This window comes from Stenotrophomonas sp. S41 (assembly GCF_016624625.1).
Lineage (GTDB): Bacteria > Pseudomonadota > Gammaproteobacteria > Xanthomonadales > Xanthomonadaceae > Stenotrophomonas.
In genome coordinates this window covers 23480-38406 of the sequence record NZ_JACVTV010000016.1, presented here as the reverse complement: position 1 = coordinate 38406, position 14927 = coordinate 23480, and the positions used below count along the sequence as shown (strand labels likewise).

15 protein-coding genes are annotated in these 14927 nt (G+C 66.0%); 7 read left to right on the top strand and 8 right to left on the bottom strand.

What is annotated here, in order from left to right; genetic code table 11:
* The first annotated feature begins 121 nt into the window (after nt 1-121).
* Entirely contained in the window at nt 122-1114 is a 993-nt protein-coding gene (locus tag IAE56_RS05785; protein WP_200751817.1) for a helix-turn-helix domain-containing protein, read from the top strand.
* Here the strand turns inward: IAE56_RS05785 and IAE56_RS05780 are convergent.
* Together IAE56_RS05780 and IAE56_RS05775 are read right to left on the bottom strand one after the other, a co-directional pair.
* Nucleotides 1086-2552, bottom strand: coding sequence for an HD domain-containing protein (locus tag IAE56_RS05780; protein ID WP_200751816.1), 1467 nt, complete (start codon nt 2550-2552; stop codon nt 1086-1088). The two genes, IAE56_RS05785 and IAE56_RS05780, sit on opposite strands and share 29 nt — an antisense overlap.
* On the bottom strand, nt 2549-3964 hold the full coding sequence (locus tag IAE56_RS05775; protein WP_200751815.1) for a radical SAM protein: 1416 nt from the start codon (nt 3962-3964) through the stop codon (nt 2549-2551). The genes IAE56_RS05780 and IAE56_RS05775 overlap by 4 nt, the downstream gene beginning before the upstream one ends.
* A 43-nt stretch (nt 3965-4007) precedes the next feature.
* Between IAE56_RS05775 and tmk the strand changes: the two genes are divergently transcribed.
* Nucleotides 4008-4643 (top strand): dTMP kinase, encoded by a 636-nt coding sequence (tmk, locus tag IAE56_RS05770; protein WP_200751814.1) that lies wholly within the window; start codon nt 4008-4010, stop codon nt 4641-4643.
* Between the two features lie 5 nt (nt 4644-4648).
* Here the strand turns inward: tmk and IAE56_RS05765 are convergent, their stop codons facing one another.
* Both IAE56_RS05765 and IAE56_RS05760 read right to left on the bottom strand, forming a co-directional pair.
* Nucleotides 4649-5149 carry a hypothetical protein gene (locus tag IAE56_RS05765; RefSeq protein ID WP_108768655.1) on the bottom strand — a complete coding sequence of 167 codons (501 nt, stop codon included), beginning with the start codon at nt 5147-5149 and terminating at the stop codon, nt 4649-4651.
* A 91-nt stretch (nt 5150-5240) separates the two neighbouring features.
* A complete protein-coding gene (locus IAE56_RS05760; RefSeq protein ID WP_200751813.1) occupies nt 5241-5828 on the bottom strand; it encodes a TetR/AcrR family transcriptional regulator in 588 nt (195 codons plus the stop codon).
* A 315-nt stretch (nt 5829-6143) separates the two neighbouring features.
* Between IAE56_RS05760 and IAE56_RS05755 the strand changes: the two genes are divergently transcribed.
* Nucleotides 6144-6314: a CsbD family protein gene (locus IAE56_RS05755; RefSeq protein WP_079221650.1), complete on the top strand. Its 171-nt coding sequence runs from the start codon at nt 6144-6146 to the stop codon at nt 6312-6314.
* A gap of 124 nt (nt 6315-6438) precedes the next feature.
* Nucleotides 6439-6783, top strand: a complete 345-nt coding sequence (locus IAE56_RS05750; RefSeq protein ID WP_200751840.1) for a response regulator — start codon at nt 6439-6441, stop codon at nt 6781-6783.
* On the opposite strand, the gene IAE56_RS05745 is transcribed toward IAE56_RS05750, so the two are convergent.
* Nucleotides 6740-9640, bottom strand: coding sequence for a PAS domain S-box protein (locus IAE56_RS05745; RefSeq protein ID WP_200751812.1), 2901 nt, complete (start codon nt 9638-9640; stop codon nt 6740-6742). The two genes, IAE56_RS05750 and IAE56_RS05745, sit on opposite strands and share 44 nt — an antisense overlap.
* 216 nt (nt 9641-9856) lie before the next feature.
* Here IAE56_RS05745 and IAE56_RS05740 point away from each other — a divergent pair, with 216 nt between their 5' ends.
* Nucleotides 9857-10288, top strand: a complete 432-nt coding sequence (locus IAE56_RS05740; RefSeq protein ID WP_200751811.1) for a BLUF domain-containing protein — start codon at nt 9857-9859, stop codon at nt 10286-10288.
* 18 nt (nt 10289-10306) lie between these two features.
* On the opposite strand, the gene IAE56_RS05735 is transcribed toward IAE56_RS05740, so the two are convergent.
* The 3 genes from IAE56_RS05735 to IAE56_RS05725 form a co-directional block, all read right to left on the bottom strand.
* Entirely contained in the window at nt 10307-10591 is a 285-nt protein-coding gene (locus IAE56_RS05735; protein ID WP_174213503.1) for a hypothetical protein, read from the bottom strand.
* Between the two features lie 62 nt (nt 10592-10653).
* Nucleotides 10654-11085 carry a BLUF domain-containing protein gene (locus IAE56_RS05730; RefSeq protein ID WP_108768650.1) on the bottom strand — a complete coding sequence of 144 codons (432 nt, stop codon included), beginning with the start codon at nt 11083-11085 and terminating at the stop codon, nt 10654-10656.
* A gap of 129 nt (nt 11086-11214) precedes the next feature.
* Nucleotides 11215-12156, bottom strand: coding sequence for an AraC family transcriptional regulator (locus IAE56_RS05725; protein WP_325167169.1), 942 nt, complete (start codon nt 12154-12156; stop codon nt 11215-11217).
* A 100-nt stretch (nt 12157-12256) separates the two neighbouring features.
* On the opposite strand from IAE56_RS05725, the gene IAE56_RS05720 reads away from it, so the two are divergent.
* On the top strand, nt 12257-13090 hold the full coding sequence (locus IAE56_RS05720; RefSeq protein ID WP_200751810.1) for an oxidoreductase: 834 nt from the start codon (nt 12257-12259) through the stop codon (nt 13088-13090).
* A 183-nt stretch (nt 13091-13273) separates the two neighbouring features.
* A complete protein-coding gene (locus IAE56_RS05715) occupies nt 13274-14866 on the top strand; it encodes a sensor domain-containing diguanylate cyclase (protein ID WP_325167168.1) in 1593 nt (530 codons plus the stop codon).
* Nucleotides 14867-14927: the final 61 nt, after the last annotated feature.

Sequence of the window (14927 nt, the reverse complement as noted above, 5' to 3'; positions counted from 1 at the left end):
CGTCTGCGGGGTCAGAGCCCGTCCTGCGGACGGGATCCGACGCCTGCCATATACCTCGCGGGCATCTGCACATGCCCGCACGCCACTGCGCGCACTGCGGCCGCCTCGGTAGCATCAAGCCATGAGCATCGACCCGACCGCGCCCACCGTCGCCATCGTGGCCTGCCACGGCCAGGGGCTGTTCGAGTTCGGGTGCGCGGTCGGCCTGTTCGCCCCCATCCGCCCGGAACTGGGCGTGGCCTGGTACCGCACCCAGCTCTGCGCCGGCGAACCCGGTGCACTGCGCATGTTGGGCAGCGCACAGGTGCAGCTGCCCTACTCGCTCGATGCCATCGACGACGCCGACATCATCGTCATTCCCGGCTGGCGCGAGCCCACTGAACGCCCACCGCAGGCCCTGCTGGACGCGCTCATTCGCGCCCACGCGCGTGGCGCACGCATCACGTCCATCTGCTCGGGCGCGTTCGTGCTGGCCTGGGCCGGCCTGCTCGATGGCCGCCAGGCCACCACCCACTGGCGGCTCACCGAAGCGCTGGCGCGCGACTTCCCGCGCATCCACGTGCGCGAGGATGTGCTGTACGTCGACACCGGCGACATCATCACCTCGGCTGGCTCGGCAACCGGCATGGACATGATGCTGCACATGGTCCGCAAGGATTACGGCGCGCGCGTGGCCAACCTGGTGGCCGAGCGCCTGGTGCTGGCACCGTGGCGCGATGCCGAGCGAAGCCAGCGGGTCAGCCGGGCCATTCCCAACGGCGAACCCACGCGGCTGGCCAAGCTGATGGAATGGATGCGCCACAACCTGCGCGAGGCGCATTCGCTGGGCAGTCTTGCCGAGCAGGCGGCGTTGAGCCAGCGCACCCTGCAGCGGCAGTTCCTCGAAGCCACCGGCCTGTCACCCATCGACTGGCTCATCCGCGAGCGCGTGGCGTTTGCCCGCGAGCTGCTGGAATCCACCGACCGTCCGCTGCAGTGGGTGGCCGAGCAGGCCGGCTTCGGCTCGCAGGAATCCTTCCGCCGGCATTTCCGCGGGCTGGTCGATGCCAGCCCGACGGAATACCGCAACCTGCATCGCGGTGCGCTCAGTGCGGATCGGCTGGTGGGGTGCTGATCATCCCGGCGCGTTCCAGCTCGGCCGCGACAGCCACTTTCAGGCGCTCGGTGATCGCATCCTCCAGCCGCTCACCCAGCCCCTTCACCGTGTCATCGTAGTAGATGCGATGGATGGTGAATGCCGCAGCACTGGCAACAATTGGCGACACCGATGCGATATCAACGATCAGGCCGCCATGCGCAACGTTGATCTGTTGCGGATGCCCACCCTCGATACGCCTTTCCGTGTACAGCTTGCGGGGATAGGTATCGTAGTGGCATGAATCCTGCCAGATGCCAGCGTCACCCGTGAGCGCGGCACAGGCTGCTTCACAGGCGTTGTGCAGGACACCGACGCGTTCACTGGCCGACAGCGCCATGTAGCCACGATGCTTCACCGCGAGGCCTTCGGCGATGCGCCAGACATCATGTCTGGGGTACGAACGCCGCTCGGCAAAGCGCTTGGCCAGTTGGCTGACCGCCGTATCCGGTGCAGCCAGGAACAGATGCAACGAGCCCCAGAACAGCGAGTCATCCAGCACCAGCGTGTGCTCGAGGTTGCCCGGTTCGCGGAAGAAATGTACCAACGGATGGGCGTCGCTCAAGCCCGCCTTCTCTGGAGCGTCCTCACCGATCAGTTCGAACACCCGCACCATCAGCCTCGAGAACATGTGCTCGAACCCACGTGTACGGTGATGCAGGTACAGGGTGGGATAGAGCTGGAACACGGTCACCATGAACTGCTCGATCGAGATGAACGCCTTGCTGTCGACGTAGAAGAACTGGCCGGACTGACGCGTCCCTACGCGCAGGTGATCCACCAGCCAGTCGAGATCGATGCCGCCGGAGGACACGCCCGCGAAATAGGGATCGCGCTTTGCGTAGTCGAGGCGATCAGCATCCAGCTGACTGGAGACGATCGACGTGTAGATGCAGTCCGGGTCCTGCTTCTCGATCATCGCAGCCACTTCCTCGGCGAAGCCATCGCCGCCGATGCGCTTCAGCACCCGCGCCACGGAGGTCTCGGTCACGATGCGGCGGCTCAGCTTCTCGTGGTTGACCGCGTCCTTGAACTGCTCACCTACCTCGGGGTGGGTCTCGATGAACTTCTCCATCGCGTGCTCGAATGCATGGCTGAACATGCCATGGCCTACGTCGTGCAGCAGCGCTGCCGCCAGGCAGGCCTTGCCCTTGCGTGACCAGTCATCACCGCGGCCCTTTGGCTCCACCACCGACAGCAGACGCTTGGCAACGCCATACACACCCAGCGAATGGGCAAACCTCGAGTGGGTGGCAGACGGAAACACGTGGTCGGAGAACCCCAGCTGCTTCACCCGCCGCAGCCGCTGGAAGTACGGGTCCGACAGCAGGTTCTTCAGTTCCAGCTCGGCCGCGCCTTCAAACTTCACCGCCCCGTGGATGGGGTCCTTGATGGTCTTGCTCGTATCCACAGTCACCTCGTCGTTCTCGGGTTCATTGTCGGCGCATCGCCTGCGGTCCGGAAAGGCAGCCTTGCCGGATCCGAGCGGGCCACGTCGTGGTCGAAGTCGTTCCTCCCATAATCCCGCGGGTAATACGAAAACTGCTTGAGCCGGAAATACTGGCCTGCATCCATGTAGCGGCGCGACAGCTGCAGACTCAAGTGTTCGGCATCGGTGGCATCGATCTCGCGGCTTGGATGGATGCGGCTGATGCCGGTCTCCTGCGCGCTGCCCGCATCGATGGTGCGCGCGCCCAGCTCAACCAGCTCATGCAGGAAGGGGTCGGCCGTCTTCGGTGGCCCATACGCCACCACCGGGCCCACCGACACACCGGCGATGCAACCGGCATGCTCATCCAGCCACTGCTGCGTCTCTCCCAGGGTCCTGGCCGTTTCGCCGCCGTAGATCAGCACGTTCACCTTGGCCTGCACGCACTCGCGCGCGCAGGCGTTCAGCAGCCGCGAGGCGCGGTCCAGGTAACGGTCGGGAAACCGCGACTTGTTCATCGCCACGATCTGCTGCGGCGAAGCGGTCTCCAAGCCGAGGTCCAGCACCTTCATCCCCGCCGCGGCCAGCGCCGCGATGGTGTCTTCGGTCAGCGCGTCCACCCGGCTCTCGGTCCGCCATGCAATCTGAAGGGTGTCGCGCTGCACGCATTCGGCCAGCGCTTCGGCCCAGCGCGCGGTGGGCACGAACATCGAGGCCTGCAGGTACGGCCGGATCTCACCGCCGGCATACTGCGCCTGTACGGCCTTCATCGTCGTCCACATCCGTTCGGCCGGGCCCAGCTTGTCCACGGGGATGTCACGCTCCTCGCAGAAGCCGCAGCCCATGCCGCACCCGCGCGAGGCCTCCACGCTGGGCTGGTAGCGCAGGTAGCCGTCCACCAGCGGGTGATGCAAGGGGCGATCGGGCCGCGGCACGCGCGGTCGGCCCATCTCCGGCAGGCCGGTCAGCAGCGCCTCGATGTACGGCTCGGCCAGCCCTGGCACGAACACCTCGGCCTCGGGCAGTTTGCCGCGCAGCCACTCCGGGTCGGGGCCCACCACCCAGCGCCCGCCGACGACGATCCGGCATGCGGGCAGCGCGCGCCGGATCAGCGTGCAGAACGTGCGCGCCCACGGCAGCGCATGAAAGCTGGGCAGGGACAGCATCAGCGGATACATCGAGGGCAGCCGGCCCGATTGCAGCAGCGCTGCAACGACACTCTCGGGCGTCTCATGTTCACCGTGCACGACAGAAGTGTCGTATCCGGCCAGAGACAAGGTCGTCGCCAGCGAAAGCGCGCCGTAATTCAAATACAGCTGACGCCGCGCCAGCGCATGGTCGCGCTTCTTTGGCGAGGACATGCCTGCCGATACGAACACCACTGCCTCGGAGTGCTTCATGCCATGCTCAAAACCGTCGTTAACGATTTATAGGGCAGACACGATGGCTTTTGTCACGTTTGAAGGGATAGACGGCAGCGGAAAGACAACGCAGGCCAAGCGTCTGATCACGGCATTGGGCGAACGCGACATTGACGTCGTCGCTGCGAAGGAACCCGACGGTGGCCATATCGGCCCGGAAATACGGGCAATCCTGGTGAAACAGCGCGCGCGCAGGCTCGACGCCTACGAAGAAATGCTGCTGGTTTCCGCCGCGCGCCATGACCACGTACGAAGCGTGATTCGCCCAGCGCTTGATGCCGGGTCGTGGGTTGTTTGCGACAGATTCATCGATTCAACCTTCGCCTTCCAGGTCTTCGAGAACACCATGTCCGAGTCGTTCCTCGATGTCGTTTCGAACTATGTCACCGGCCAGACGCGTCCGGACTTCACCTTCATCCTGGATCTCGATGCCAAGACGGCTTTGCAACGTCGTGATGCAAATGCACCTGCGCGACACAGCGACCCGGCCGAGGCGCATCGCAACTTCGGTCGCATCCGTCGCGGCCTGCTGGAGGCGGCGCGGCGTGATCCGCAGCGCTGCCACGTGATCGACGCCACGGGCAGCGAGGAATGGATCACCGCGCAGATCCTTGATGTGCTGCAGGCCGCCGGCCGACTTCACCCGATCGCAGCCTGATGGCATCAGGCCCGCGCATGTTTGTTGCGCGCATGGATGCGCCAGCACTGCGCCGCGAAGCCGATCACGAACACCACCGCGCAGCCCAGCAACACCTGCAGCACCACCGGTGCCAGCGGCGCGGCGGCAATGGGATGGCCCACCGGCACGCGGGTCAGCGTTTCGTTGGTGCCCGGCACCAGTGACAGCAGGAAGCTGAAGGACAAGGCGAACGTCGACAGGTACGGCGCCAAGCGGCCTAGGAAACGCAGCCGCCCCGCGAACACGCCGCCGAAGGCTATCAGCAGCACGATCACCCCGAACGCATGGCCGGGGTTCAACCCGCCGGTGCTGGAGATGGTGAAGGCCGTCGCGACCGACAGCACCAGGCCCAGCAGGTAGAGCTTGCCCGAGCGCGTGGCCGGGTCAATCGCGCGATGGCGAATGAAGCCATACAGGCCGGCCAGGACCGGGATCAGGCTGACGGCAGTGTGGATCGCGCCGAGGGTGGACAGGGGGTGTGCCATGGGATGTCTCCGAGGATGATTGAACCTACTAGTAGGTAGGCTTAAAGGGTAAAAAGAAGGCCCGCGTTGCCGCAGGCCCATCACACAAACCTCAGGCCGCCGCGCTGACCCGCGCAATGGCCAGGCGCGCCAGCGCCGCGAACGTGGCCGCATCACCCAGGCCGCGCGCGGCCAGCATCGCGCCGTGCACCGATGACATGAACGCCTTGGCCTCATCCGCTGCCGAACCCTGCAGCCGCAGCTGGCCGGTCGCCGCGCCCTTCTCCAGCGTCAGCGCCAGCCAGCCGCTCAGATCCTCGAAGTGGCCGCGCACTTCATCGGCGATCTCGGCCGGAATCATCGGCGCCTCCGCGGCCAGCATCGCGCAGATGCAGAACGAGGACGTGCCGCCGGCAATGCAGCTGGACCAGTAATCCACGTAGGCATTGAGCTCCTGCAGCGGGTCGCCCAGCTGCCGGTCGAGCAGCGCCAGGCCCTCGCGCGCCTCGGCCCGGTAGAGCACCACCACCGTCCGCACCAGATCCGCCTTGCTGGGGAAGTGGTGGTGGATGCTGGCCTTGCTGATGTTCACCCGCGCCGAGATGTCGGCGTAGCTGAAACCGTTGTAGCCGCCGGCTTCCAGCAGCGAACGGGCGTGGGCGAGGATCTCGTGGGCTTTGGGGGAGAGCGTGTCTTTCATGGGGACTCACCCTACTAGTAGGTAGATTCACTGTCAATCCGCCGGGCATGGCCCGGCGCTACCGGGGATCGTGGCCTCGCGACCCTGCTGGTGGGTGCCGACCGTTGGTCGGCACGGTGTCGGGTCCGCGGGCCATAACCCGATGCTCGCCAGGCATTGCTTTGCGCCACCGAGGGGCCGCGCCGCATTTCCCGTCGGGCATGCCCAGGCGCCACCCGCGTGAGGATGGCGCTCGCGTTTCTTTCACTGGCACGCCACCCCCACGCACGCAGGATCTAAGCCCCCATCCCGGGCTTTCCAGAAAGGTGTTCTGCAATGGACAAGAATCGTACCGAAGGTGCCAAGAACCAGGTCAAGGGCACGGTGAAGGAAGTGGCCGGCAAGGTCACCGGCAACAAGACGCAGGAACTTGAAGGCAAGGCACAGAAGGGCGTTGGCAAAGTGCAGAGCGCCGTCGGCAAGGCCAAGGATGACGCGCGCCACTGATTCACTGAAATACCGCCGCGCCTCATCTCGCGGCATCCGGGTGCCCTCAATCGAGGGCATCTGCAGTTCCGCCACATGCATCGAGAACTCCCCCGCTGTGACTCCACCGACCACGCAACGCATCCTGCTTGTAGAGGATGACACGGCCATCCGCGAACTTACCGAGGATGTCCTGTCCGAAAGCGGCTACGAGATCACTGCGGTTGGCGATGCAGAAGCGGCGGTGACGGCGCTATGCAGCGCCGGGTCATTCGATCTTCTGATCTCGGACATCCGGCTGCCGGGCATGAACGGTTGCGAGCTCGCGCGCCACGCGATGGGCCGTGACCCCGCCTTACGCGTCCTGCTGATGACCGGTTACGCTGGCCAGCTCGCGGGCGATCCGGAGATCCTGCCCCGCCACATACCCCTGCTGCGCAAGCCGTTCACGCTGCGGGAGCTTCTGAAGTCGGTGCACTCCACGATCTGAATTCCCCTGCCAGCAACCGGTCTACGCGCCGCTCGAGTTCTACGGCAGAGAAGGGTTTGGTCAGAATCTCCATGCCCGCCTCAAGGTGCTCACCGCCCACCGCCGCAAATGCTGCGTAGCCGGTGATGAACAGAACAGGCATCGCCGGTCGCGACTGCCGACCCGCGTCGGCAACCTGGCGTCCATTCAATGCTCCCGTCAGGCCCACATCGGTCACCAGCAGGTCGAACGAATGGTCAGTCGCCAACAACGAAAGCGCCTCGCTGCCATTCGCCGCTTCGGTCACGTGATGACCCTGCGTGCTCAGGACATCGCGCACCAGCGCCCGGATGGACGCTTCATCCTCAACCAGCAGCACTGAGCGGCCCGAGAGCATTGGCATGGTTGAGGCATCGGCCACGGGCTCGGCGCAGGTCGCCGGCGCGGGGCTGAACTGCGGCAGATACAGGCTGATCGTGGTGCCCTGCCCCGGCGTGGATTCGACGTCCACCTGCCCGCCCGACTGCCGGGTAAACCCGTAGATCATCGAAAGGCCGAGCCCGGTGCCCTGGCCGATCGGCTTGGTGGTGAAGAACGGTTCGAATACCTTCTCCAGCACGCTGGCATCCATACCGGTCCCGGTATCACACACGGAAAGGCGCACGTACGTCGCTGCGGGCAGTCCAAGCTGCTCACCGCGTGCGCTTGTCACCACCTCGATGTCCGAGGCGATGACCAGCGTTCCGCCTTCGGGCATGGCGTCGCGGGCGTTGATGCAGAGATTGAGCAGGGCGTTCTCAAGCTGCGGCGCATCCACCAGTACGTCATCGCCGCCGTCCCGCAGTCGCGTTTCAATGCTGATCGAAGGCCCGATGGAACGACTGAGAATGTCCAGCATGCCGCTTACCAGCGTGGAAACGCGCACCGACGATGGCGCCAGGGTCTGCCGCCGCGAAAACGCGAGCAGACGTTGGGTCAGTGCCGCAGCCCGCTCGGCGCCACCTCGAGCCATCTCGAGATAACGCTGCAGATCCTCCACGCGCCCCTGCCCCACCCGCAGTTCCAGCAGCTCCAGACCCATCGAAACAGCGGTCAGCATGTTGTTGAAATCGTGCGCGATGCCGCCGGTCAACTGGCCCAGCGACTCCATCTTCTGGCCCTGCCGCAGACGCTCTTCCATGGCCATCAGTTCGGCCGTTCGTGCCTGCACCCGCTCCTCCAGGGTCAGGGTCATCTGTTGCAGACGCTGCTGGGCAATGCGGCGGTCACTGATGTCAGCCGCTGCACCAAACCACTCCCGTACCTGCCCGTCTTCATCCAGCAGCGGCACGGCACGCATCTGCAACCAGCGAACCTCGCCGTCGGGCATCAGGCTGCGGTGTTCAACCTCCAGCGCCGAACCCATCTCGCGTGCTTCTTCGATGGCGGCATCCACGGCGTCACGATCGGCAGGATGGATCAACTGATCGCGCCACGACCCGCCGGCCTCGCGAAGGTCCGCGGCGCCGCCCTGGCGATAGATCAGGTTTACCTGCTGCCAGTCGGCAGAAATGGCGTACAGCGACTGCGTTGCTGCAGCAACCAGCGCCCCCAGTCGTCGCTCGCTCTGCACCAGCGCTTCGGAGGCGTGTCGCTCAGCGGTGCGGTCGCGGAACACCACCACATAGCCCACGGCCTCGCCTTCATGGCCACGCAGGACCGCCATCGAGCCATGTGCCCAGAACCGCTCCCCGTCGCGCCGACGCAGCCAGCGCTCACCGCTCAGACCTCCCCGCAACCGCGCCTGGTCCATGTTGTAGCCGAAGCGACCGGCCAGTCGGTCATCGTCCAGGTAAAGCACCTCGCCATGACGGCCCAGCACTTCGGACTCATGCCAACCGAGAATCTCCTCCGCGCCGCGGTTCCACAGCGTCACCAGACCGTCCATGTCGAAGGCGATGATCGCGTAGTCACGGGCACTGTCCATGATCTGCCGGTGCCGCGCCTCGGTCAGCGAGAGGTGACGCTCAAGCGCCACCTGCGGCGTCAAGTCCAGACCCTGCACGAAGATGCCGTTGACCTGCCCCGTCTCGTCCTTGCACGGCTGGAACACCACGTCGACGATATGGCGCGGATCGCTGCCGGCCTGCGCGATGCCGCTGTCGTAGGCCACCTTGCGCCCGATGTACGGCTCACCCGTGCGGTAGACCTCATCCAGCAGATGCAGATACCCCTGGTCCAGCACCTCCGGCAGCGCCTCGACAATGGGGCGGCCAATCACCTCGCGGTGCCCGATCAGGCTTGCATAGCCCGGATTGACCAGCTCGATGCAGTGTTCCGGCCCGGTCAGGAACGCCATGAACAGCGGGGACTTCTCGAACAGCGCGATCAGCCGTTCATTCTCGCGTGCCAGGCGATCCTGCGCGACCACCATGCCGGTCACTTCCTTGGTCACGCAGAAGGCGCCCGCGACCTCTTCCTCGTCCCCGTACAGCGGGGAGAACGAGAACGTCCACCAGGTGTCTTCCGGCGTCCCATAGCGGTTCATCGCCACCGGCACATTCTCGAAACGCGACCCCTTCCCGGCAAAAGCTTGCTCGATCGGCTCGCGTACTGCAGGCCACGCATCGGCCCAGAGGCTGCGCAGCGGTGCGCCCATCGCTTGGTCCAGGCGCGGCCCCAGGATCGGTGCATAGGCATCGTTGAACAGGAAAACCAGCTCGTCGCCCCAGACCAGGTACATGCTTTCCGGGGAATTGAGCATCAATTCCACCGCACAGCGCAGTGAAGCGGGCCACTGCGCAACGGCCCCAAGGGCTGTCGCCGACCAGTCGTGATGACGGACACGCTCGGCCGCAGCGCCTGCAGCACGGGGGAACACGGGAAAATGGGGCTGCATTTCAATTCCTGGAGAAAAGCGGGAGTCGCAGCACCCCAGGGGCATCCGGCCCGCTGCAGAAAGTGAGACTGTCGACACCAATGTACGGCATCGGGGCGCACGCCGCCGTCAACGGATCCCCTAGACAGCGCTTGCCCGCAGAACGCGTGAGCAAAGCCTCACGCCTCCCCGAAGGCGGCTCCGTATAGTGACGCGCGTCACATACGAACCCCTTCCATGCTCCGTGCATTTGCGTACTCCAGCCACATGTCGGCTGGCCTTTCCGATGAGAAGATCCGCGGCATCATCTCCCAATCGGCCTCGTTCAATCGCGTTGCAGGCGTCACTGGAGCGTTGCTCATCAGTGGGCAGCAGTTCTTCCAATACCTCGAGGGCCCCCCGGACGGGCTGACGACCGTCATGCATCGCATTCACGAAAGCCGCTCGCACCACGGCCTGGTGCAGGTGCTGGATGCCCCGATCGAAACGCGTGCGGTGCCCTACTGGGCAATGACCCGGGTCGAAACCGGCCAGACCATCGTCTCCGGCCTGGTCAACGCGCAGTGGGACGAGTTCGGGCGCCGCGCAACCGTGGCCAGCCCCGGCATGGAGCTGCTTGCCTCGCTGCTGCGCCCGCACTTCCCTGCCTTGGGCGGTGCAGCAGCGTAGGCAAGGTTGAGCGCGGCGTCAGGCGGCCTCGCGCCGCCCCAGCGAACCCATCGTGAAGATATAGCCCGCCTCCAGCAGGAAGCCACGCATGCGCTGCTCGGCAGTCCGTGGGCAGGAGATCAGCTCTGGGCCGTACAAGGCGTAGACCCAGTGGTCTTCGCCCAGCTGCTCGCGGCGCACACCCGAACGCGGCGACTGGCAGGCCCAGGTCCACGCCTCGCGCAACCGTTCCGGGCCGATCGATTGCCCATTGCGCAGCCGGAAACTCAGCCAGCGCACCATACCGCCGTTCGATTCTTCCATGCTTCCCCCTCGTGTGAGCAGCCACCCTAGCCGCTCACCCCGTCATGCCGGAGTGAGCACGCTCACGCGTGCGGCAGTTCCCAGAAGTCCACCAGCGGCGCCAGCCCCGGCACCGCACGGCGGTCCTCGCGCACCGTGGGGAAATGCCGCTTCCACTTGCCCGCGGCGATGGCGTGCAGGGCCGACACGTCCACGCTGCGGCACACCATCGACCAGGTGCGGAAGTAGCGCTCGCTGACCGCTTCATCAAACTGCACCACTACATTGCCATGGCGCGTGGCGGCCTCGATCCGGCTGAAAACCTGGTAGATGGCCTCTTCCGGGCCTTCCAGATACTGGAAGAACCGATGCCCATCGAACAGCAGCACGCCGGTCACCGATAGCGCCTGGTTACGCGCCATGGCATCGATGAGCAGTTCGTCTATCGAATCGGCGGCCAACGGACACGAGACGGTGCTCTGGTAGGCCAGCGCACGCAAAGGCAGGGCAGACATGGGGACTTCCGGAAAGGAGAATGACGCGACGTAGAAAGTCGTGCCGGAGGTGGAAACGCGTGCGTCACGTTAACCAGCCGCCTGTGCGGGTCTTGTGACTATCAGCCGACACGCGCGTCCGGTCAGTCCTCAATGCGACGACACATACACCGCATCCACCGGCGCCGGTGGCAGTGCGAAGCTGCGCCGCATCCGCGCCACCTCGGCCGCGGGCGGCAGCGCGAACAGGCGCTTGAACTCACGATTGAACTGCGACGCGCTGGCGTAACCCACGCCCAGTGCCGCCGCCTCCGCCGTCATGGCCTGACGCAGCATCAGCAACCGCGCCTGATGCAGCCGGGTCGACTTCACGTACTGCATCGGCGAAGTACCGGTGATCGCACGGAAGTGATCGTGGAAGGTCGGCACGCTCATCTCCGCCTCCGCCGCCAACGCATCCACATCCAGCGCTGTCGCGTAGGCCGCATGGATATGCCGCAGGACCTTGCCGATGCGGCCGAAGCGCCCGCGCATTGCCAGTGCCTCGCGCATCGCGCCGCCCTGTGCACCGGTCAACACGCGGAAATACAGCTCGCGCACCAGCGCCGGGCCGAGCAGCGCCGCCTCCAGTGGATCGCCCAGCGCCTCCAGCAGACGCAACACGGTGGCCTGCATCGCTGGCTCCATCGGGCTGGCCATCATGCTCTGCGCCGGTGCTGGCACAGCATCCGCGTGCGCCTCCAGCTCCAGCATCAGGTCCGCGGCCAGTTGAAGGTCCAGGTGCAGGTAGATCGCCAGCAGCGGCGCGTCGGCGCTCGCCTCGGTTTCCATGGTGAACGGCACCGGTACCGACACCGCCAGGTAGTGCTGCGCGTCGTACTGGTAGACCTTCGCGCCCATGTAGCCGCGCTTCACGCCCTGGCAGACGATCACGATGCCCGGGTCATACAGCACCGGGGTCCGCGCCAGCGGCCGGTCCGAGCGCAGCAGTCGCACGCCCGGCAGGGCCGTCAGCGTGTAGCCCTCCTGCGTGGCCTGCGCCTGCAGCAGGCCGACCATGCGCGCCTGCAGCGACGGTTCAACAGCGGGCACGGGCACCTCAGAGGAATAGGCAAGAATGCCCGAATGCTAGGTCTGGGCCGTCGTCCAGGCAAGCACTAACGTGCAAGTCCCGCATCCGAGACCCGCAACCATGACGATCTCCCGCCTCTTCCTCATCACCGGCGTCAGCAGCGGCTTCGGCCGTGCCCTGGCCCAGCAGGCCCTGCAGGCTGGCCATCGCGTGGTCGGCACCGTGCGCAGCGAAACCGCCCGCCACGACTTCGACGCCCTAGCACCCGGCAAGGCCTTCGCGCGCCTGCTCGATGTCACCGATGCCACGGCCATCGATGCGCTGGTACGCCATATCGAAACCGACATCGGCGCCATCGACGTGCTGGTCAACAACGCCGGTTACGGCCACGAAGGCGTGCTCGAGGAATCGACACTCGCAGACCTGCGCCAGCAGTTCGAGGTGAACGTGTTCGGCCCGGCCGCCCTCATCAAGGCCGTACTGCCGAACATGCGTGCGCGCCGCCGCGGCAACATCCTCAACATCACCTCGATGGGCGGCTTCATCACGATGCCGGGCATCGCCTGGTACTGCGGCAGCAAGTTCGCGCTGGAAGGCATCAGCGAAGTGCTGGCCAAGGAAGTGGCCGGCTTCGGCATCCACGTCACCGCCGTCGCGCCCGGTTCGTTCCGCACCGATTGGGCCGGCCGCTCGATGGTGCGCTCGCCACGCGCGATCGAAGACTACGACGCCCTGTTCGACCCCATCCGCAGCGCGCGCGAGGCCAAGAGCGGGCAGCAGCTGGGCGACCCGTTGAAGGCTGCACAGGCCATGCTGCAGCTGATCGACAGCCCCATCCCGCCCACCCACCTGCTGCTGGGCAGTGATGCGGTGCAGCTGGTGCGCGGCAAGCTGCAGGATCTGGCTGCCGGCATCGAGGCGTGGGAGGGCCTGAGCCGTTCGACCGACGGCTGAGTCGGCTTGGCCGCTGCGCTCGCCGGGCATGGCCCGGCGCTACCGGGGCACGACCCTGTTGGTGGGTGCCGAACGTTGGTCGGCACGCTGCCAGGCCCGTCGTCCACGTGAAGGCCGCGCGCACGGTTCGCCCTCCCCCCGGTTGTAGCCTGAGCGCCTACCAGCAGCCAAGGAGGCGCGAGGGTGAATGCATCGATCCGGCAGGTGAACCTGCAGCGGCTGATCCTCGCGCTTGCCACGCTGTCGGCGCTGGTCATGCTGGGTAATACCCTGTGGGCCAGTTACCAGGTGCAGCGCCAGCAGCTCATCGAAAAGAGCCTGGAGGCCAACCGCGTGTACGCGCACTCGCTGGCCCAGTCCACCCAGCACTTCGTTATGAACGCGCAGCGGCAGCTCGCGGTCGGGGCCGAGCGCCTCAGCCGCGAGCTTGGCCAACCGGCGGCGCATGACGATGAGGTCGAGCGCATCAAGCAGCAGACCGATGCCTTCAACAGCGTCATCGCGGTAAACGCGCAGGGCGTGGTGGTCGGCACTTCGCCCGCGCTGCCGGAACTGCAGGGCAAGGCGCTCACCAGCGCCGCCAACCGCAAGGCCCTGCAGCAACGGCTGCCGATGGTCAGCGATCCGTTCATGGCCCACACCGGCAACCTGGTCGTCACCCTCTCCCATCCCGTGTTCGATGCCGACGGCGAGTACGCCGGCTACATCACCGCCGCCATCCACCTGCGCGACCCGAACGTCCTGCATTCCCTGCTCGGCACGCACCCCTACGAGGATGGCTCGTACCTGTACGTGGTCAGCCGCGATGGCACCGTGCTCTACAACCCCGAGCCGGACCGGGTCGGACAGCCCGCCACCCGCAACGCCGCCGTCGATGCCCTCAGCCAGGGCCGCGCCGGCGCACTGCATTCGCACAACAGCCACGGCGTACATATGCTGGCGGGCTTCGCACCGGTGCCCGCTGCCGGCTGGGGCATCGTCGCCCAGCGTCCCATCGAAGCCGCCACCGCGCCCATGGGCAGCCTGTTCGGTACCGTACTGCGCAATGCCGCGCCGCTGGGCCTGCTGTGCCTGCTGCTGATCTGGCTGTGCTCGCGGCGCATTGCCTCGCCCCTGCAGGAACTGGCCCAGCACGCGCAGGACCACGACGTCAGCGCGGCCATTTCCCAGGTCAAGGCGGTCAATTCCTGGTATTTCGAAGCGGCCCAGCTGAAGCAGGCGGTGCTGGTCAGCTTCCGCAACCTCAGCGACCGCATCGGCAAGCTCGACCTGGCCGCGCTCACCGATCCCCTCACCCAGCTGCTCAACCGGCGCGGGCTGGAACGCGCGCTCAGTGCGCTCACCGCCACCAGTGTGCCATTCGGCGTCATCACCCTCGACGTGGACCACTTCAAGGACGTGAACGACCGCCACGGCCACGACGCCGGTGACCAGGTCATCGCCGGCGTCGCCCAGAGCATGCGCGCCAACGCCCGCCCGCAGGACGTGCTGTGCCGCCTCGGTGGCGAGGAGTTCCTGGTGCTGCTGCCCGAAGTCACCGCCGATACCGCACTGCAGGTGGCCGAGCGACTGCGTGCCGCCATCGAAGCGCAGCCCTTCCCCAAGGTTGGGCATATCACCATTTCCGCCGGCGTCAGCCATTACCCGGAAACCGAGACCGACCCCGATCTGGCCATCCGCCAGGCCGACAAGGCGCTGTACCGCGCCAAGCATGGCGGCCGTAACCGTGCCGTGCTCTACCGCAGTCGCAACCATCGACCTGCAGCGCCGTCTTGACGTGGTGCTTGCTGCGTCTACACGGCACCACCGCAATACACCTGCAAATCTGGCAGTGCTC